Raw genomic sequence first — 19,539 nt, 5'->3', positions numbered from 1 at the left:
CAGTCGAGGAGGTGGAGGCGCCCGGAGAGCGCCCGTTCAAGGGTGTCCGCGGGCCCGCGCGTCAGGCCGTCCTACCGAGGCGCTCATCGAGGTACCGCCGCGCCGCATCCAGCGCCGCCTGGATGCCGTCGGGGCGCGAGCCCCCGCCCCAGGCCACCTCCGGCGCGCCGCCGCCCTTCCCGTCCACGGCCGGCGCGACATGCGCCATGAGCTGGCCGGCGTCCACGCCGCGCTGGAGCAGCGCCTGCGTCGCCGCGGTGACGAGCACCACCTTCTCTCCACGCATGGCGGTCAGCACCACGGCGGCGCTGCCGGCGTGCTGCTTCAGACAGTCCACCACGTCCTTCAGGTGCCGCGACGAGGCGTCCCCCAGGTGCTGGGCCACCAGGGAGGTGTCTCCCAGCCGCGCCGCGCCCGCGAGCAGGCGCTGGGCCTCCTCCACGGGCGAGGTCTTCTCCTCGGGAGCGCTGGCCTTGCGCCGCTGGCGTTGCTCCAGCGCCTCCAGCCGCCCGCGCAGCTCCACCACCCGCTTCGGGGGCTGCGGCCAGTTGTGGAGCTTCTGCGACAACGGGGTGAGGGCCCGGGCCAGGGCCTCGCCCTCCAGGGCGGAGGCCTCCTCCAGCGCTCGCTCCAGCGAGGCCAGCTCCTGGCGCAGGGACTCCGCCGCCTCGCGAGGGCTGAGGCCGGTGGGCGGCGTGAAGACCTCGGGCATGCGGTCGAAGCCCACCACCCCGTCACCGTCGATGCTCCGCAGGTACGACTTCGACGACGGCAGCAGGGCCTCGTTGGCGAAGCGCTGGAGCAGCCGCCACCCCGCGCGCCGCCACGCGGGCAGGTGGCCGGTATGGACGGCGTTGTAGCGGGGCACCGGCTTGTCGCCGCGCCGGCTCTTGAACTCGTCCGCGCCGGCGCCCAGCTCGACGGTCAGCCCGTGCTCCATCGCCTCCTGCATGAGCTGATACACGAGCCCCCGGTACAGGCCGAGCTCCTGCGGGAGGCTCAGGTCGTACCCGAACCAGGGAGAGAAGACGACGTCGTCATTCACCGTGAAGGCGTAGAACCCGTCGATGCGGCCATCCTTCACCGCCACGCGGAAGCGGAGCGTGCGGTCTCTCAGCGCGTGCTCGAAGAACTTCTCCGTGACTCGCAGGTTCGTCGAGTACTTCTCCTCGTTCAGCGCGCGGTACAGCTCCAGCAGCCGGGGCGCACAGCCCGGCAGGTCGGCGCCGTCCACCAGCTTGTAGCCGGCCGTCTCCAGGAGCCGCGCGTCCCGGCGGTGGTTCTCCCGCACCTGGCGGCTCAGCTCGGCCTTGAAGGGCAGGAGCATCCGCGTGTGGAACGCGTAGATGAAGCCGTAGCCCTCCGCCCGGAGGTTGTTGAGCAGTGGCGAGTGCGTGGCCGGGTTCACCGACGGAAAGACGATGGCGTGCCCGGGGAAGCGCTCGGCCAGGAAGCCCGTGAGCCGCCGCACCTGCTCCGGCGTCAGCATGGCGCCCAGGTTGCGCAGCACCAGCCAGTGGTCCACGTAGACGCACCGGTCGATGCGCGCGGCCTTGAGCATCAGCCCCAGGCTCCGGAGCACGCGGCGGATGGCCCACCCGGACGCGCCGCCCCAGTTCCTCGCGTCCATCATCGCGAGCTGGACGGTGATGTAGCGGGCGAAGTTGGAGAACAGCGGCGAGTTGTCGTACTCCGCGTCGTTGATGGCCACGGGGATGAGCAACCCGTCCATGCCGACGACGCGGTACGTCGTCCGGTCCGACACGAAGGCCGTGCTGCCCTCGCGCAGCAGCGGGCTCAGATAGTCGCGAGCGAACCGCCCCTCCGGTGTCTCAGGCCACGGAATCGCAGAGAGTGCGTGCTCGTCATAGAGAATCATCAAGTCTGAGAATCCAATGATACCTGAGACAAAATCAACGCACCCCCCGGCTCCCTCCCCGAGGGGTAGGCGCACGCGGAGAACACTCTCCGTATGAGGCGCCAGACACCCAGCACTTCCCGGGTGCTGGCGTCCGGCGGGGCGGCCGGCTTCAGCGCTCGCGGACGACGGCCAGCGGCGCCAGCGAGCCGCCCTGGGCCAGGTTCATCATCGGCGTGGGTGAGACACGCACGAAGCAGCCCTCCGCGCGCTCGTCGTTCCACACGTACGGGTTGAGGTCCATGTGGAGCTCTTCGTAACGGATGCCCGTGCCGTCCAGGACGGGGTAGGGCTCCTTCGTCGTGTGGATGCGCTCCTGGATGACCCACGGCTCCGTCAGGGCCTGCTTCAGGGTGGCGTCCCAGGTCTCCGCGTCGGCCACCCAGCCCAGCACCACGCCCGTGCCGCCATAACCGGTGGCCGGCTTGAGGACGAAGCGCTCGCGGTTCGCCGAGACGAAGGGGAGCAGGTCCACTTCCTTCCCGCCGTAGGACGTCGTGCTCTCGCGAACGACCCGGGTCCAGGGGATGTGGCGGGCCAGCGCCTCACGGACGTCCGGCGCGAACAGGTGCGCATTCGTGGGCGTGCTCAGCGCGGCGAAGAGCACCTTGCTGTTCAGCACGCAGAGCTGGAACATCCCGTTCATGAAGTACGCCGCGCCGTCGACGAGCGCCCGCATCACCGGGTGGTCCGGGCCGCAGCCGACAATCAGCCCGCCAAACCCGACGCTGGAGATGAAGGTGACGACGTCCACGCGGAAGTCGCGCACGTAGAGCCGGCCGTCCCGGTACGTCCACTCGTCCTCGGAGGTGACGTGCTGGAAGTGCACCCCCTGCGCGGGGAGGTACTCCTGGAGGAGCTGCTCCTCGTCCACGTCATCCGGGCCGGCGGGGCCGAAGAGGGCGAGCTGCGGCATGCCATCACGGCCCATGCGCGCGTGGTTGGCCTTCAGCGCGTCGATGATGTTGGGGGCGGTGCGCGGCAGGACGACGTCGTAGCGGCGCGAGAAGGCCTCCAGAACGGGCGTGGCGGAGAACGCCTCGCCGAGGAGGTGCATGATGAGGTAGCCGCCGGGGGCGGGGTTGTACTCCATGAAGCGCAGGACGCCGTCCGGGTCGACGAAGCCGTCCAGGCGTCCGACGATGGCCGGCATCCGGCTGTCCCCGTCCACGCGCATCAGGAGCTCTTCCCAGTCCTGGACGCCCAGCTCGCGGCGGAAGGCCTCGTCCCGGCAGGCGTGCCGATACACCGCCTCGATTCCCCGCCTCACCGCGAGGGTGGCGCGCTGGTGTTCCACCAGCTGCTGGGGAGTGATGAAGCGCGGGCGAAGCACGTGATACAGCGAGCGGCTCTTGTAGGTCACCCGCTCCGCGAGCGTGCGCTGGAGGAGCAGCTCATGGGTCCGTCGCAAGACCTCGCCCTGGAGCAACCCGTCGTAGAAGGAGATGGCTTCGGTCAGCTCGTTGCCTGGCATGGCGGGCGAGTATTCCACACCGCCCCCACCCTCGCGCATGCCGCCCGGCCCGCGTCACCGCCGGGGTGCTCCGCTCCCAGCCCGGCCCGCGAGAATGACCTTTCGCAGCCGCCGCACGGCGTCCGGTATCCGCCTGGCGTCCGTGCCTCCGTAGCCAAGGACGAGTCCCTGGCGGGAGTCCCCTGCCAGGTAGCAGGCGGAGAGCGGCATGGCCCAGAGTCCCTCCTTCGCGGCGCGCTCGGAGATGGCCCGGTCCTGAAACCCCTTGGGTAGCGCCGCCACCAGGTGCATGCCCGCCCGGGCGCCGAGCACCTCCACCGTGCCGCCCAGCTCCCGCGTGAGCGCATCCACGAGCACGGTGCGCCGCTCGCGGTAGAGCTGCCGCGTCTTCCGCAGGTGGCGCGCGAAGTGGCCCTCGGTGATGAAGTCCGTCAGCACGGCCTGGAAGAGCGTCGGCGGGAAGATGTCCATCGCGTCGCGCACCCGGGCGAAGCGGGGAACCAGGTCCGCCGGGAGCACCAGGTAGCCCACGCGCAGCGCGGGGAAGAGCACCTTGCTGAAGGTCCCGATGTAGATGACGCGCGCATCCCTATCCAGCCCCTGCAACGCGGAGATGGGAAGGCTCTCGTAGCGGTACTCGCTGTCGTAGTCGTCCTCGAGAATCCACGCGCCGCTGCGCTGTGCCCAGTCCAGGAGCTGGAGCCGGCGTGTCGCGCTCAGCGTCCCCCCGAGCGGATACTGATGCGAGGGCGTCACGTAGGCGGCCCGGGCGTTCGCGCAGCGGGCGATGCCGGCGCTCACGTCCAGCCCCTCCTCGTCCACCGGCACCGGCACCAGCCGGGCACCCGCCATCGTGAGCACGTCCCGCGCTCCGGCGTAGCCCGGCTCCTCCATCCACACGGGGCTGCGCGGGTCGAGCAGCACGCGGGCCGACAACTCCAGGGCCTGCTGCGAGCCACTGACCACCATGATCTGCTCCGGCTCGCACCGGACGGCTCGCGACGTCCGCAGGTACTCCGCGAGCGCCTCGCGGAAGGGCCGGTACCCCATGGGGTCCCCGTAGGCGAGCTGGCTCCGGGTGGGGTTTCGCGAGTGCCGGGCCATCAGGGAGGACCACACCTGGAAGGGGAACGGGTCCAGCGCGGGTGCGCTCAAGCGGAAGGCGCCATGGCCGCCGAGCCAGGGAGCCGCCGTGGGGCTCAACAGCTCCGAGGCCCGCGAGACGACGCGCTTGCCGGGACGCACCTGCGCCGCCGCGCCGCGAGCCATCTCACGCGCATCCGGCGGAGGCCCTTCGTCGGGCAGCGAGTGGGCCACGAACGTTCCCGCGCCCACGCGGCTCTCGAAGTAGCCCTCGGCGAGGAGCTGCTCGAACGCGCCCAGGATGGGGATGCGGGAGATGCCCAGCTCGGAGGCCAGACTGCGCGTGGACGGGAGCCGCTGCCCCGCCCGCAGCCTGCGGTCGACGATGGCCTCGCGGTAGCCCTCGTAGACCTGCCGGTACAGCGGCACCGGCGAGCGACGGTCCACCGCGATGATGGGCAGGATTCCCGAGGGGGCTCGCTTCATGCCCGGAGGATAATGGTCATGGGGAAACCGGCGGAAGCGGTCATCGGGCATGACCACCCGGGAGCGGCCCTCGCGGGCCCCGCCTCAGTGCTGCCACCCGGCGGGGCCGGCCCCCTGCGCGCCCGGCGCCGAGCCTCCCGCCGCGGCCTCTCCCGCGCCTCCCTCGGACTGGCCGAGGAAGTCGTCCAGCGCGCCCACGTCGATGGGCTTGCGGAACACCGCGTCCACCAGCGCCAGGTTGGCGCGGTTCTGCCCGCGCACGTCCATGCCGGTGACGATGGCCAGCAGCGTCTGCGGTGACTTCTTGCGCAGCTCGCGCGCCAGCTCCCACCCGCTCATCTCCGGCATGACGGCATCCAGCAGCGCTGCGTCGAAGCGGCGCCGGTCCCACATCCCCAGCGCCACCTCCGGGCTGTGGGCCACCTGCACGTCGTAGCCCTCCTCGCTCAGCACCTCGGCCATCATCCGCGCGTTGTCCAGGTCGTCGTCCACCACCAGCACGCGCCGCGTCTGCTGGAAGCGCCTGGGCGCCCCCGGCCGCGTCACCTCCGCGCGCGCCACCTCCTCTCGGGACGCTTCCAGAGCCGCGGCTTCATGCACGCGCGGCAGCCGCACCACGAAGGCCGCCCCCACGCCGGTGCTGCTGTTCTCCGCCGTCAGCTCGCCGCCCCAGCGCTCCACCTGTGCGCGCGCCACCGCCAGGTACAGCGAGAGCTGTGGCGCCCCCGAGTCCCGCCGCAGCGGGTCGAAGAGCTGCGTCAGTTCCTCCACCGCGTACGGCGGGCCCTCGTCCTCGATGCGCAGCGTCAGCCACGGCTCGCCTTCCGCGCGGGTGATGACGCGCAGCCGGCCCCCGGACTCCATGCGGTCCCTGGCCGCCAGCAGCAGGTTCACCACCAGCTCGCGGAAGAAGCCCGCGTCCGCCCGCACCTTCCCCGGCCCTCCCAGGTCCAGGTCCACGTGCACCGGGTGCTCGCGCTGCTCCAGCTCGCCGCGCGCCAGCTCCAGCGCCTCGCGCACCATCTGGTCCACCACCACGTCCGTGGGCTGCTCCTGGGTGCGCTGCACGTTGAACTCCTGCAGCCGCGCCACCAGCTCGCCAATCTGCCCCACCGTCCTGTCCAGCGCCTCCAGGTGCTCGGGCTTGAACTCGCGCCGCAGGAGGGTGATGCGCAGCCGCAGCACGTTGAGGAAGTTGTTGAGGGCATGCGCCGCGCCGCTGGCGAGCTGCCCCAGCGCCTGCTGGCGGGTGCGCTGCAACAACCGCCCCTGCAGCCGGCGCAGCTCGCCGTGCGCGCTCTGCAGCGCCTTGGTCTTGTTGGCGGCCTCGGTGCGGTCGGTGAACGTCTGGATGGCGCCGGCCAGCTCGCCCTCCTCCTCCCACACGGGCGTGGCGCTCATCTCCAGCGTGGCCTCCCCCCCGCTGGGCCGCTCCACCACCATCATCACCCCGCGCACCGGCCCCTTCTCCTTGAGCGCGCGCAGGAAGGGCATGTCCGCGACCTTGAAGGGCTCCCCCGTGGGGTGGCGCGCGTTCACCTGGCCCAGCACCGGGCCGAGCGTGTTGGTCCCCCGCGTCCCCACCACCGCGCGCATGGGCAGCCCCATCAGCCGGCTCACCGGCGGGGTGGCGAACGAGACGGTGCCGTCCACCTCCGCCAGCAGGATGCCCACGTCCACCTGGTTGAGCACCGACTCCATCACCGCCGCCTCGCGGAAGCGCACCTCCTCCGTCTTCAGCACCCGCGCGTAGGAGGCCTGCGCGGCCGCGTGCGCCTCCCACACCAGGTCGGCGATGAGCGTCGCCACCTCCGGCTCGATGAAGCCCTCGTTGCGGCGCGCGTAGACGTACAGCAGCACCTCTTCCAGGGACTTGAACTCGCGCGACAGGTCCTCGGCCTCGAAGTTCTGGCTGTAACGGAAGATGCCGTGCGGGCGCACCACCTCCGGCCACAGCCGGACCGCGTCGTCTCCCCGGTCCTTCAACAGCCGGGTCAGCTCGTCGAGCAGCCGGCGCAGCGGCGCGCGCAAATCCCGCCCGGGGACGTCCACGTCATGCGTCTCCGCCCGCAAGCGCTTCGCCCACAGGCGTGCCACGCGCTCGCGCTCTTCGTCGAGCAGGTCGGAGAGAGCCTGGATGGGGTTCACGGCAGCCACGTTCAAGTCCCAAGGTGTACACGCGTGCCCATCATGGCCACCCGGCGCCTGCCTGGCCGCCCGCCCCCTCATCGCGCCCGCCGCGGCGCCCTCGCGTTGCCATCCACCGCCACACGGCCCACCTTGCATGGACGGATGGCAGGCACCGAGCGCAACAAGTACGACCTCCAGGAGCCACCCTGGCTGTCCCAGCAGGCCATGGCACAGCTCTTCCGCGGGGAGATCAGCCGCTCCGACACGTGGCGCACGCGGCTGGACACCACCACCAACTGGGCGCTCACCACCACGGCGGCGGTCATCTCCTTCGGCTTCGCCACGCCGCAGAGCTCGCATGTCACCTTCCTGGTGGGCATCTGGATGGTGGTGTCGTTCCTCCTCATCGAGGCGCGGCGCTACCGCTACTACGACTTGTGGAACCGCCGGGTGCGCCTGCTGGAGGACGGCTGGTGGGCGCCCATGCTCCGGCGGGAGCCCATCGACCCGGACGCGATGCGCGAGCTGGCGGTGGAGATGTCCCGGCCGCAGCTCCAGCTCTCGCTGTTCTCCGCCCTCTCCACGCGGCTCAACCGCGCCTACGGGCCCATCCTGATGGTGCTGATGGTCACCTGGTTCGTGAAGGTCTACAGCCACCCGAAGCCGCCCGAGGACTTCTCCGAGTTCATGGAGCGCGCCCACGTGGCCTGGGTTCCGGGCCCCCTGGTGATGGTCGTGCTGGCCCTGCTCACGCTGACCGCCACCTACCTCTTCATCTCCTCCTTCTTCGTCCGGGCTCCCATGGGGGAATTGCGCCCCCGGCCCCGGGGCCGCCGCGCGGCGCTGTGGGAGTCCTTCTACCGGCCCTATGCCATCCACCGGCGCCGCCGGCCCCGGCGGAGCCCCCCGCGCCCGAGCGCCACCACCGAACACTGAGGGTGTCCCCCGGGCAGCCCCTCGCGGCCGTGCCCTCCCGCCCGGGGAGCGGCCGGGGCGCCTGGGGGCGCCTGGGCTCATGGCCGCCATGCCCGCCGCTGAATGCCGGGTGAATTCGTCCTTTCGGGCCCTGGGGTTTTGTGCTGTGACTCCGCACCCATGGCGAACACCCGAACTGTCACGATCATCAATGGCGATGGCATCGGCCCCGAGGTGATGGGAGCCACCGTGCGCGTCCTCGAGGCGCTCAAGGTGCCCCTGGATTTCGAGCACAAGGACGCCGGCACCGAGGTGGTGGCGAAGTTCGGCACCAACCTCCCCCACGAAACGGTGGAGGCGGTGCTGCGCAACGGCGTGGCCCTCAAGGGCCCCACGGGCACGGTGGTGGGCGGCGGCCTGCCCTCGGCCAACGTGGGCCTGCGCAAGCGGCTGGACCTGTACTCGTCGCTGCGGCCCGTGAAGAGCGTGCCCAACGTGAAGACGCGCTACGAAGGCGTGGACCTCATCGTGGTGCGTGAGAACACGGAGGACCTCTACGCCGGCCTGGAGCACATCATCGTCCCGGGCGTGGTGGAGTCGCTGAAGGTCATCACCGAGAAGGCCTCCACGCGCATCGCCCGCTTCGCCTTCGAGTACGCCAAGAAGAATGGCCGCAAGAAGGTGTCGGCCGTCCACAAGGCCAACATCATGAAGCTGTCGGACGGCCTCTTCCTGGACTGCTGCCGCAAGGTGGGCCGCGAGTACCCGGAGGTCACCTACGAGGAGGTCATCGTCGACAACCTCTGCATGCAGCTCGTGAAGGACCCGACGCGCTTCGACGTGCTGGTGACGGAGAACCTGTACGGCGACATCGTCAGTGATTTGTGCGCGGGCCTGGTGGGCGGCCTGGGACTGGTGCCGGGCGCCAACATCGGCGAGCGCACCGCCGTCTTCGAGGCCGTGCACGGCACCGCCCCGGACATCGCGGGCAAGGGCATCGCCAACCCCACCGCGCTGATGATGTCCGCGGTGATGATGCTGGACTGGCTGGACCTGCGCGAGGCGGCCCGCCGCATGGAGGGCGCCATCCAGAAGGTGTACGGCAACGGCCAGATTCGCACCGGCGACCTGGGCGGCAGCGCCACCACCCGCGAGTTCACCGACGCCATCATCGCCGCGCTGTAGCCTCCAGCGCGGCAGAGGTGGCCACGGGCCCGGGACGCCTTCGCGGCGGCCCGGGCCTTGTCGTTTCAGCCCACCGTCACCTTGCGCACGCCCCGCGCCTCCAGGAGCGCGGGCAGCCGCTCGCGCTGGTCGCCCTGGAGGACGAGCGTGCCGTCCTCCACCACGCCTCCGCAGCCCAGCGCGTTCTTCAGCGCCTTGAGCCACACCTCGCGCTGGGGCGCGGGCAGCTCCAGGTGCTCCACCACCGTCACTTCCTTGCCGCCACGGCCCTTGCGCTCCATGCGCACCACGGCGCGCGCGGGGCCCTTCGGCTCGGGCTTCGCGGCGGGCGGGGCCACGGGCGCGGCGGGGGCCTGGGGCAGCGCCTCACGCTGCGCGGCCAGCGCCGCGAACGGGTTGTTGAACGGCGCCGCCGGGGCCGCGGGCGGCTCACCCTTCTTGTCGCGCTTGCCCATGGCGTCCCTGCTCAGTGGTTGTGGCCGGCGTGGTCGTCATGCCCCATGGGCATGGGACGCGGCGGGGGCAGCATGTCGAAGGCGGGGGCGCTCGGGTTGCCGTCCGCCATCACCAGCGCGTAGAGCAGCGGCGCGGACGGCAGGGCCTGGCGGCCGTTGACCACCACCAGCGGCGTCCCGCTGATCTGGTGCCGCAGGGCGTACGCCGAGTCCTCCTGCAGCTTGGCCGCCGTCGCCGGGCTGGCCATGCACGCGTCGAGTTGCATGCGCGACACCGAGCCGGACGAGGCAATCTCCAGCACCCGCTCCGTGTCCAGGATGGCCTGCGCGGCGAAGAGCTTCTCGCGCAGCTCCCAGTAGTCCTGCGCGCCCTCCAGGCAGATTTGGGCCTTGGCCGCCACGCACCGCACGCTGGGCGCGTCCGGGCCGCGCCGGGGAATCGCCGGGTTGCACGCGCCGTCCAGCGGGAACTGGCGGGCCTCCAGCGACATCTTCCCCTCCGGCACGCGCTTCTTCAGCACCGCCAGCTCCTCCACCAGCGCCTTGCAGTGGGGGCACTTGCTGTCCGTCCACTCGACAATCTTCACCGGCGCGTCCGCCGGCCCGTACAGCTTGCGCGCGGTCGCGAAGGCCGGCTGCGGCGTGCCCCGGCGGTACTGCGCCAGCCCGTCCGAGATGAACTGCTGCTGCTCCCGGTTCAGGCTCCGCAGGAACTCCTCCAGCGACGCGGGCGGAGGCGGCGCCTCCTGGCCGGAGGAGCTCACGGGCGCCGGGGGCAGCAGCGAGGCCACCGTGGGCGCGGACGCCGAGGGCGTGGCGCGCCCGGGCAGGAGCATCGCGACGAAGGCGGCGGCCGTCATTCCCACCGTCCACTTCAGCGTGGCGCCCCACTCGCCGCCCGCCGGCACCACCGGCCCGGGCAGCCCGAGCCCGGCCACGCCCGCGAAGGCCAGCACCAGCACGTAGGTGCCCACACAGGTGGGGCACACCGCGCCCGCGCCCGCGCTCGCGGCGGCGAAGACGGCCACGGACACCACGCCCGCGGCGGCCATCAGCCGCAGGCCGTTGGCCGCCGGACGCACCGGCCGGCCCGAGCGCGCCCACGCCAGGTACAGCGCGGACAGGCCCACCGCGACCAGGCCCCACACGAGGCCCAGTCCGGCCACGGGGATGCCGAGCAGCTCATGGACGCGGCTGGCGAAGGGCGAGTTCCACACCGTCTCACAGTTCACCGTGTCGGACACGCCGCACACGGTGGCGCCGCCACCGCGCAGGGTGACGAGCTGCATCCACTGGAAGATGGCGAGCCCGCTCTCGGCGAGGCCCAGCACCAGCAGCGCCAGCGCGCCACGGGTCGGCACCGGGGAAGGCGGAGGGGCCTTGGCCTGGGGGGCCTTGGAGGAGGACTTCGAACTCATGCGTGCTCCGGGGGCGGGGTCATCAGAACGAGGAGTCGGGCGGAGTCCGGGCCGTCGTTGGCGACGCCGTGCTCGGAACCCGCGGGGGCGAAGATGGAGGCGCCAGGGCCGTGCACTTCCTCCTCGGCGCCGACGCGGAAGCGGCAGCGGCCTTCCAGGACGACGTAGACCTTGTCCGAGGTGGCATGGCGGTGGGGCTTCTGGGCCTGCCCGGGCGCGAGGCAGTAGACGTCGAGGAAGAAGCGCCCGGACTGAAAGACGTTGTGCTTCCGGAGCTTCTCCGGGGAGAAGTCCTGGAAGGACGACAGGTGCTTCACATCCATCGTGGCATTCGCTCCTTCGCCTCTATATAGCGACGGACATGGAACCGCTGTCTCTGCATTTTCTTCACGAGGCGACGGGCGCCCGCTTCATGGACGTGGGCGGCCGGGAAGCCGTGGCCGGGTATGGAGACGGGGAGGGAGAGTACCGGGCGGCCCATGAGGCCGTCGCCCTCCATGACGCCTCCTACCGCGAAATCCTCCGGATAACGGGGGAGGACCGTGCCTCCTTCCTGCACGGCATGGTCACCCAGGAGGTGAAGAACCTGCCCGTCGGTTCGGCGGCCTACGCCGCCATGGTGAACGCCAAGGGGGCCATGGTGGCGGACGCCCGCATCCTCAAGCGGGAGGCGGACCTCCTCCTGGACCTGGAGCCCGGGACCGGCGCCAAGGTGCGGGAGTTCCTGGAGAAATACCTCATCTCCGAGGACGCGGAGCTGCACGACGCGACGGGGGAGCATGCGTTCCTCCGGCTCCTCGGCCCCCGTACGGCGGACGTGCTGACCGCCGCCCTGGGCGCCCCCCATGCGCCCCTGGCCTGGCACGCCACCCGGACGGCCTCGCTCGCCGGGCAGGAGGTCTGCCTGGTGGGGAGCCCCACGGTGGAGCCGCACGGGGTGGACGTGTGGGTGCCACGCGCGGGGCTGGAGCCGGTGTGGCGGGCCCTGACGGAGGCCGGCGCCGCGTTCGGGCTGAAGCCCCTGGGCTTCGAGACGCTGGAGCTGCTGCGCGTGGAGGCCGGGGTGCCCCGGTACGGGCAGGACATGGTGGACACCACCATTCCCCTGGAGGCGAACCTCGCGAGCGCCATCTCCTACAACAAGGGCTGTTACATCGGGCAGGAGGTCATCGCCCGGGCCACGTTCCGCGGGCACATGAACCGCAAGCTGACGGGGCTATTGCTGGGCGACGCGGACGCCGCGCCGGGCACGGAGCTGCGGCGGGGCGAGAAGAAGGTGGGCTGGCTCACCAGCGTGGTGCGCTCGCCGGCGAAGGGGCAGCGCGTGGCGCTGGGCTACGTGCACCGTGACTCGTTGGACGCGGGCACGGAGCTGACGCTGGCGGAAGGCCCGGCCACCGCGAAGGTGGCCCCCCTGCCCTTCACCGCCTGAGGCCCTGGCGCGCGGAGTGTCCGCTCGGGCACAGTAGAGCGCGGTCGCCGGGCTGACTCCGGCGCGAACGGAAGGACTTCATGGCCCCGCGCTCCACGCCCCGCCCGCCGTGGCTGCTCGCCACGCTGGCACTGCTCACGCTGACCGGCTGCTTCGACGTCGTGCAGGAGCTGTGGCTCAACCCGGACGGCTCCGCTCGCGTGGTGGTCGACCTGGGCATCCCCACGTCCCTGGGCGCACTGGCGAAGGCCATCGGCGGCAAGGAGCTGCTGGAGCAGGTCGGGGAGCAGCGCGAGCAGTTGCAGGCGGCGGTGGCCAATGACCCGAACGTCGTGGAGCTCGTGCTCCGGCAGTACGAGGATGGCGACCAGTTCCACCTCGTCCAGGAGCTGACGGTGAAGGATGCCTCGAAGCTCCCGGAGCTGTTCCGGAAGGTCAGTGAGAGCACGGGCAGCCAGCAGCAGGGCTCGGGCACCTGGGACTTCCGCATCGAGCGCGATGGCGGCGACTACGTCTTCACGCAGCGCTTCGTTCCGGACAAGGCGCCCACCGCCGAGGACGGTGATGACGCGGCCGCGCAGGTGGGGCAGGTGCTCGCGAAGGAGATGGTGAAGGCCCTCCTCGCGAAGAACTCCATCACCGTCCGCGTGCACGGGCCGAGCATCGGCGAGACGAACGGCACGGTGAACGAGAAGAAGGACACGGTGGAGTGGAAGGTCAGCCTCGCGGAGCTGGTGGACGGCCCCGCGGAGGGCCGCGAGTTCCGCGCGGTGGTGCACTCGGGCGAGCCCCTGTGGCTGTGGCCGGTGGTCATCGGCGTGCCGCTGGCGGTGCTGGGGCTGGCCATCTCCGCCGCCCGGAAGCGGCGCTCGTTCGGCGGGTGACCTCCGCACACGGGAGGCCTTCACTCAACGCAAGCTGAAGCCGCCCGCCAGCAGCAGACCCACCGCGCCTCCGCCCAGCACCAGCCAGACGGAGTTGACGCGGAAGCGGATGAGCAGCACCGCGGACACGACGGCGAGCCCCACCGTCCACACGTCCACCAGCGCCGCGCGCCCGAGCTGCCATGTCACCACGGCCATCAGCGCCAGCGACGCCACGTTGACGCCGTCCAGGAAGGCACCCGCCGACCAGGAGCGGCGGATGCGGGGCACGAGGGGCCCGCTCAGCGCGACGAAGAAGAAGGCGGGCAGGAAGATGCCCACCGTGGCCACCACCGCGCCGGACGCGCCGCCCAGCACGTAGCCGATGAAGGTGGCCGTGGTGAAGACGGGCCCCGGCGTCACCTGCCCCACGGCCACCGCGTCCAGGAGCTGCGCCTCCGTGAGCCAGCCGTAGCGCTCCACCAGGTCCGAGCGCAGGAAGGCCAGCAGCACGTAGCCGCTGCCGTACAGCACCGAGCCCACCTTCAGGAAGAAGAGGAAGAGGCCGTGCAGGGTGAAGGGCACGGCGGTGGCAACGGCGCCCGTCACGGGGAGCGGCCACAGGGGAAGCACGGCCGCCCTGGTGGAGGTGGAGCCCGTCCTGTCGGGTGAAGCACGCTCCGAGCCCTGCTCTGGAGGCGCCCCCCGCGCGGGCTCCGAGCCACGCCCCGAAGGCGGCCCGGGCGGCGGTCCACGCAGCCGGCGCTCCCCCGCGCGCCACAACAGCACCGCGAGCCCGGCCAGCAGGAGCAGCAGCAGCTCATGGACGCCCAGGAAGGACGCCACCACCGCGGCCACGCCCACGATGGCGGCGAGCGGCGTCTTCACCACGCTGCGCAGCAGGCCCCAGAGCGCCTGGAGCACCACGGCGATGATGACGGCCTTCACGCCGTAGAGCAGCGCGTCCACCCGGGGCAGGCTCCCGAAGCGCGCGTACGCCCAGCCGATGGTGCCGACGATGAGGAACGCCGGGAGGATGAAGCACGTCCCCGCCACCACCAGCCCGGGCCAGCCGCCCCGCTTGTGGCCGATGTGGATGGCCAGCTCCGTGGAGTTGGGCCCGGGAATGAGGTTCACGGCGCCGAGCAGGTCCACGAACTCGTCGCGCGTGAGCCACTTCCGGCGCCGCACCACCTCGTCCTCCATCATCGCGATGTGGGCCGCGGGGCCACCGAAGGCGGTGGTGCCCAGCCGGAGGAAGAGGAGCGCCAGCTCCTTCAGCGCGGTGGCGCGGTCCGGAGCAACGGTGGTGACGTCATGAGCGGACGGCGGCGACATGAGCGGCACCCTATCCCGCGAGCCGGGGACAGGGTGCAACGACTCGACGACGGGAGCGCGCGCTAGATTCGCCCCTCGGCCTGCTGCTGGCGCTCGATGCTCTCGAACAGGGCGCGGAAGTTGCCGCCGCCGAAGCCCTGGTCGCCCTTGCGTTGGATGATTTCGTAGAAGAACGGGCCCGCCGACGGCTCCTTGTAGAGGCTGGCCGCGTCCTTCATGAAAATCTGGAGCAGGTAGCTGTGCTCCTTGTCCCCGTCGATGAGGATTTCCAGCTCGCGCAGCGTCTGGATGTCCTCGTCGATCTTCTTGATGCCCAGCTGCTGGATGCGCTCGGGCAGCGCGTCGTAGTACGTGCCCGGCGTGGGCATGAACTCGATGCCCGCGCTCCGGCGCATGTCCTTCACCGCGCTCAGGATGTCCTTCACCGTGAGCGCCAGGTGCTGCACGCCGTCGCCCCGGTGGTCCTCGTTGAAGAGGTTGATCTGCGACGCCTTGAAGAACGGCCGGTAGGGCTCGTTGTTGGCGAACTTCACGCCGCTCCTCGGGTCCCACATCACCTCGGACTTCAGGCCGCTGCCGTGCGCCCGCTTCTCCTTCGCGGCCACGTCGTCCGTGTGGAACTCGATGTGCCAGAACTTCTCGAAGCCCATGACGTGCTCCATCCACAGGAGCATGGGCCGCATCGTCTGGAAGTTGGACGTGACGTGGTCCACCCGGCCGAAGCCGTACTTGTTCTTCCCGCCCTTCGGCGTCGGGTGGCGGACGTAGCCCGGGTACAGGTCGCTGTAGCCCTCGCGCTGGATGAAGCGGAAGGTGGTGTCACCGAAGGGCGTGGTGATGGAGAACATCGCCAGCTTCCCGCCGCGGGCATCCGTGAAGCGCTGGATGTCGGTGATGAAGGTGGCCCCCCGCTGGTCCAGCAGGCGGAAGGCCTTCTCCGCGTCCTCCACCTCGAAGTTGAGGGTGCCCACCCCGTCCGGGTGCTTGCGCAGCCAGCGCCACGCGCGGCCACCCTCGCCCACCGGCTGGCTCACCATCAGCACGATGTCGCCCGCCTGGAACACCGCCGACTTCTGCCGGCCCTGCGCGTCCAGCTCCGGCGACGACACGCCCAGCTCCGCGAAGTCCAGCCCCTTCGTGTAGAAGTTCCGGCTGCGCTCCAGGTCGTGCACGTACCAGTGCACGCTCTCCAGCGTCTTGATGCCCAGCGACTCCAGCCTGGCCATGTCGTGCCTCCGTGAGCCTGCGAGTGTCAGGCCGGCGCCGCGTCGGGCTGCCGGTCCGGGTGTGCCGCCTGGAAGGCGGGCAGCTCGTTGCACGCCGCCTCGATGCGCAGCAGCGTGGGATACGGCGTCAGGTCTACCGCGAAACGCCGGGCCCCGTAGAGCTGGGGCACGAGGCAGATGTCCGCCAGCGACACCTCGTCCCCCACACAATAACGGCCGGCCAGGGGCTTCACCGCCGCTTCCAACGCCTCCAGTCCCCGGACATTCCAGTGCGCGCCCCAGGCCTTGTCGTCCGCCTTCAGCTCACCCTTGATGCGTTGCAGCACGGCCAGGTTCTGCAAGGGCTGGATGCCCGAGTTCACCATCTCCGCCAGCATGCGCGTCTTGGCCTGGAGGTAGAGGTCCTTCGGCAGGAAGGCGGGGGACGGGAAGCGCGCCTCCAGGTACTCCAGGATGGGGAGCGACTGGGACAGCCGGCGCGCGGTGCCATCGTCCTCGGTCCACTCCAGCGTGGGCACGGTGCGCATGGGGTTGAGCGCCCGGTACGCCTCCGTGTTCTGCTGCCCGCCGTCCTGGAGCAGGTGCACCGGCACGTACTCGAACTTCAGGCCCTTGAGGTGCAGTCCCAGGCGCACCCGCCACGAGGCGGACGAGCGCCAATAGTTATGGAGCCTCAGCGCCTTCATACCTTCCTCACCGTCTGGGAGATGCGGCCGAAGACGCTGTTGCCTTCCGCGTCCAGCATCTCGATGTCGATGGTGTCGCCGGGCTTCATGAAGGGCGTCTTCGGCTTGCCCTCCTCAATCGTCTCGATCATCCGGCGCTCGGCGAGGCAGGAGATGCCCCGGGCGCGGTCCTCGTTGGACACGGTGCCGCTGCCGAGGATGGTGCCCGCGGTGTAGCTGCGCGTCTTGCAGAGGTGCTGGACGAGGTCGAAGAAGGAGAAGTGCATCTCCGGGCCGGCGTCGGTGTCACCCACCTGCACGCCGTTGAGCACGGACTGCAGGCGCAGGTGGATGCGGCCCTCGCGCCAGGCCGGGCCCAGCTCGTCCGGCGTCACCGCGAAGGGGCTGAAGGCGGTGGCGGGCTTGCTCTGGAAGAAGCCGAAGCCCTTGGCCAGCTCGTCGGGGATGAGGTTGCGCAGGGACACGTCGTTGGCCAGCATCAGCAGCTTGACGTGCTTCTCCGCGTCCGCGGCCTTCGTGCCCTGGGGCGTGTCGCCGAGGATGACGCAGACCTCGCTCTCGAAGTCCAGGCCCCACGCCTCGTCGGCCAGGGGGATGTCGGCGGTGGGCGCGAGGAAGTCGCCGGAGCCGCCCTGGTACACCAGCGGGTCGGTCTTCAGCGTGGGCGGCGGCTCCGCGTTGCGGGCCTTGCGCACCAGGATGACGTGGTTGAGGTAGGCACTGCCGTCAATCCACTCGTAGGCGCGTGGCAGCGGAGCATGGAGGGCGCGAACGTCGAGCGGGCGGCTCTGCACCGTGCCCGCCTCGAGCTGCGCGGCCAGGGCGCGGAGCTGCGGCTCCTTCGTGTCCCAGTCGTCCAGCGCGGCCTGCAGCGTCAGGGCCACGTTGGTGGCCAGTGCGTAGGCCGAGTTGTCCCGCTTGACGACGATGAGCCGGCCGTCACGGGTTCCGTCCTTGAGCGTCGCGAGCTTCAATTCCGGGCTCCCCGGCGGCCCATTGGGGGAACGGCGGGCCGCCATTCGTGGCCCGGCTTTTCCGCCGGGGAACCGGGGGTGTCAAGCGTGACGATGCGCCCGCCACCCCGAGCAGAGGATTACGGGCAGGAGGTACGTGGCGTCAGGCTCGTGGAGAAGTTCGCGCCGGAGTTGCTGTCCCACTCTCCATTGGCTGTCGCGGCCACCTCGATGTTCCACAGGTTCTGGTTGCCGTATGGGTCCCAGCCGTAGAAGAAGACGTGGCTCTCCGTGGCGGTGGGCTGCTCGCACACCCACACGCCCTCCTGGCCGCCCGCGGCGAAGTGCGCGTTGCACAGCGGCGTGTTCATGTAGCGCATGCACTTGGTGCAGTTGCGCGGGCCCGCGTTCAGGAAGATGTACGCGTCGTTGTTGGAGCCCGCGCTGGCCGGCACCGTCACGTAGTTGCCATTGAGCTTCACGAAGATGCTGATCTGGTCGTCCCGGTACTTGCCGCGCAGGTAGCCCCGGTAGGACACCGTCAGCGTGGCGTAGCGGCCCGGCAGCTTCGTGGTCTCGCGGATGATTTCGAAGGGCCCCGCCGTCTTCGTGTCGAACAGGTGGCAGATGGCGTAGTCGGGCGGGTAGTCGGAGGCCTCGGCCCGGGTGGCGGGCAGGAGCAGCGCGAGCGAGAGCGCGACGGCGAACGTCTTCAGGAGCATCATGGGGAGTGTTGTCCTCGTGGTGTGGCCCGGCGACTGGCTGGGAAGCACCGCGGCTCTCCGGGCGGGCACCGCGGCGCTCTTGGCCCCCGCGCCCTCGTAGCACGTGGCCTCGGCGAAAGTCGCCGCTGCGCCTGCCCGGTGTTCAGCGTGGCGACGAAGGAGGCCACAGGCGGGTCCCGGGCGACCGGGCTTCGATGCGCCGCAGCAATTTCTCCGGCTCCGTGAAGCGCTCCAGGTGCAGGACACCGCCGGGCCGGTTGCCGGCGAGCAGCTCGCGGACCACCTCGGCCGCGACCTCGCCCGTGAGCACCGCCTCCTGCCGCCCATGGAGCGAAGCCTCACACACTCCGCGTCGTCCTCCCGGAAGCATGCCCTCCGCCCGGGCAAGGACCGCGCAGACGTCCGAGCCGGAGTGGACGCGGCCCGCGAGGCCGAGGAGCGCGCCGCGCAGCCGGGGCGCGCGCAGCCACCGTGCCGCGCCGAGTCGAACGGCGAGCGCCACCAGCGAGGTGAGCCATGGCGGCTCGAAGCCCAGCCACGTCGACACGGTGGGAAGGGACAGCGTCCGCGCCAGCGTGCGCTGGTCGGGGAAGTTGAACCGCCAGGCCCCGCGAGCCCGCGCCTCGCCCGGGAAGCGGACGTCGGCGCGCTCCCGGAAGCCGTGGACCCGCTGGAGCCGGCCCTCGCGGTAGACGTCGAAGTCCACCGCCAGGTTGTCCAGGGTCCACTCCAGGGCCGCCACGCCGTGCACGTCCGCGGCGCCCATCAGCAGGAAGAGGTCCAGCCGCTCCACGGCCTCCATCCGTGACGCGGCCCAGGCGCCCAGCAGGTTCGTCAGTCCCGGCGCCACGCCCACGCCGAGCACGGCGGTGCCGCCGGCGGCCCGCGCCAGGGCGTCGAACCGCTCGAGCGCGTCCAGCGACTCCTGCTTCGCCGTCACGTCCACGTAGTCCACGCCGGCCTGGAGGCAGCGCTCCGCGAAGCCCGTTCTCCGCGGGTCCACGCACATCACCACCGCGGCGGTGTCCGCGAGGAGCGGGCCCGCGTCCTCCGCGTCCGCGTCGAAGCGCAGCCCGCGCGCTCCGTGCCCCAGCGAGGTGGCGAACGACTCGGCCCGTGATTGGCTCCGTCCCGCGACCACCACGCGCCCGGGAAGCGTGGGCGCCAGCGCGCGGGCCACCGCCTGCCCGACCTGTCCATAGCCACCCACGATGACGACATTCCCCTCGCGCCGGGGCTGAACGACTCGCAT

At 71.1% G+C, this 19,539-nt stretch carries 17 protein-coding genes; 4 read left to right on the top strand and 13 right to left on the bottom strand.

The features are described 5' to 3' along the window. Window positions 1-61: 61 nt before the first annotated feature. The 4 genes from K8638_RS44930 to K8638_RS23275 form a co-directional block, all read right to left on the bottom strand. Window positions 62-1,879, bottom strand: a complete 1,818-nt coding sequence (locus K8638_RS44930) for a GNAT family N-acetyltransferase (RefSeq protein WP_305071184.1) — start codon at window positions 1,877-1,879, stop codon at window positions 62-64. 151 nt (window positions 1,880-2,030) lie between these two features. Then, window positions 2,031-3,392, bottom strand: coding sequence for a hypothetical protein (locus tag K8638_RS23285; RefSeq protein ID WP_223756797.1), 1,362 nt, complete (start codon window positions 3,390-3,392; stop codon window positions 2,031-2,033). Between the two features lie 54 nt (window positions 3,393-3,446). Continuing rightward, window positions 3,447-4,961: a PLP-dependent aminotransferase family protein gene (locus K8638_RS23280; protein WP_223756796.1), complete on the bottom strand. Its 1,515-nt coding sequence runs from the start codon at window positions 4,959-4,961 to the stop codon at window positions 3,447-3,449. 84 nt (window positions 4,962-5,045) lie between these two features. Then, on the bottom strand, window positions 5,046-7,118 hold the full coding sequence (locus K8638_RS23275; RefSeq protein WP_223756795.1) for a response regulator: 2,073 nt from the start codon (window positions 7,116-7,118) through the stop codon (window positions 5,046-5,048). A 135-nt stretch (window positions 7,119-7,253) separates the two neighbouring features. Between K8638_RS23275 and K8638_RS23270 the strand changes: the two genes are divergently transcribed. Together K8638_RS23270 and K8638_RS23265 are read left to right on the top strand one after the other, a co-directional pair. Continuing rightward, window positions 7,254-8,027 (top strand): DUF2270 domain-containing protein, encoded by a 774-nt coding sequence (locus tag K8638_RS23270; protein ID WP_223756794.1) that lies wholly within the window; start codon window positions 7,254-7,256, stop codon window positions 8,025-8,027. Window positions 8,028-8,186: 159 nt separating this feature from the next. Then, window positions 8,187-9,191, top strand: coding sequence for an isocitrate dehydrogenase (NAD(+)) (locus K8638_RS23265; RefSeq protein WP_223756793.1), 1,005 nt, complete (start codon window positions 8,187-8,189; stop codon window positions 9,189-9,191). Between the two features lie 65 nt (window positions 9,192-9,256). On the opposite strand, the gene K8638_RS23260 is transcribed toward K8638_RS23265, so the two are convergent. Genes K8638_RS23260 through K8638_RS23250 form a run of 3 tightly spaced genes read right to left on the bottom strand, consistent with a single transcriptional unit; the run spans window position 9,257 to window position 11,387 of the window. After that, on the bottom strand, window positions 9,257-9,646 hold the full coding sequence (locus K8638_RS23260; RefSeq protein WP_223756792.1) for a translation initiation factor: 390 nt from the start codon (window positions 9,644-9,646) through the stop codon (window positions 9,257-9,259). 11 nt (window positions 9,647-9,657) lie between these two features. Further along, complete coding sequence (locus K8638_RS23255; RefSeq protein WP_223756791.1) at window positions 9,658-11,064, bottom strand: thioredoxin domain-containing protein; 1,407 nt, start codon at window positions 11,062-11,064, stop codon at window positions 9,658-9,660. Further along, the gene (locus K8638_RS23250; RefSeq protein WP_223756790.1) at window positions 11,061-11,387 is read right to left on the bottom strand and encodes a cupin domain-containing protein; all 327 of its coding nucleotides are present in this window, start codon (window positions 11,385-11,387) and stop codon (window positions 11,061-11,063) included. The genes K8638_RS23255 and K8638_RS23250 overlap by 4 nt, the downstream gene beginning before the upstream one ends. Window positions 11,388-11,425: 38 nt before the next feature. Here K8638_RS23250 and K8638_RS23245 point away from each other — a divergent pair, with 38 nt between their 5' ends. Together K8638_RS23245 and K8638_RS23240 are read left to right on the top strand one after the other, a co-directional pair. Beyond that, window positions 11,426-12,496: an aminomethyltransferase family protein gene (locus K8638_RS23245; RefSeq protein ID WP_223756789.1), complete on the top strand. Its 1,071-nt coding sequence runs from the start codon at window positions 11,426-11,428 to the stop codon at window positions 12,494-12,496. An 80-nt stretch (window positions 12,497-12,576) separates the two neighbouring features. Next, entirely contained in the window at window positions 12,577-13,380 is an 804-nt protein-coding gene (locus K8638_RS23240; protein WP_223756788.1) for a hypothetical protein, read from the top strand. A 24-nt stretch (window positions 13,381-13,404) separates the two neighbouring features. On the opposite strand, the gene chrA is transcribed toward K8638_RS23240, so the two are convergent. The 6 genes from chrA to K8638_RS23210 all read right to left on the bottom strand — a co-directional run bounded on the left by chrA (window position 13,405) and on the right by K8638_RS23210 (window position 19,539). Continuing rightward, a complete protein-coding gene (chrA, locus tag K8638_RS23235; protein ID WP_223756787.1) occupies window positions 13,405-14,697 on the bottom strand; it encodes a chromate efflux transporter in 1,293 nt (430 codons plus the stop codon). A 62-nt stretch (window positions 14,698-14,759) separates the two neighbouring features. Beyond that, complete coding sequence (hppD, locus tag K8638_RS23230) at window positions 14,760-15,923, bottom strand: 4-hydroxyphenylpyruvate dioxygenase (RefSeq protein ID WP_223756786.1); 1,164 nt, start codon at window positions 15,921-15,923, stop codon at window positions 14,760-14,762. Window positions 15,924-15,949: 26 nt separating this feature from the next. Further along, the gene (gene maiA, locus K8638_RS23225; protein ID WP_223756785.1) at window positions 15,950-16,609 is read right to left on the bottom strand and encodes a maleylacetoacetate isomerase; all 660 of its coding nucleotides are present in this window, start codon (window positions 16,607-16,609) and stop codon (window positions 15,950-15,952) included. Beyond that, a complete protein-coding gene (locus K8638_RS23220) occupies window positions 16,606-17,583 on the bottom strand; it encodes a fumarylacetoacetate hydrolase family protein (protein ID WP_223756784.1) in 978 nt (325 codons plus the stop codon). Before K8638_RS23220 ends, maiA begins: the two co-directional genes overlap by 4 nt. Before the next feature lie 119 nt (window positions 17,584-17,702). Then, the gene (locus K8638_RS23215) at window positions 17,703-18,287 is read right to left on the bottom strand and encodes a hypothetical protein (RefSeq protein WP_223756783.1); all 585 of its coding nucleotides are present in this window, start codon (window positions 18,285-18,287) and stop codon (window positions 17,703-17,705) included. A gap of 142 nt (window positions 18,288-18,429) precedes the next feature. Then, on the bottom strand, window positions 18,430-19,539 hold the full coding sequence (locus K8638_RS23210; RefSeq protein ID WP_223756782.1) for a saccharopine dehydrogenase family protein: 1,110 nt from the start codon (window positions 19,537-19,539) through the stop codon (window positions 18,430-18,432).

Origin of the sequence: Myxococcus sp. RHSTA-1-4 (assembly GCF_020037125.1) — a bacterium.
Taxonomy (GTDB): domain Bacteria; phylum Myxococcota; class Myxococcia; order Myxococcales; family Myxococcaceae; genus Myxococcus.
The sequence above is the reverse complement of the archived record's forward strand: the minus strand, read 5'-3'. Positions and strand labels throughout refer to the sequence as shown.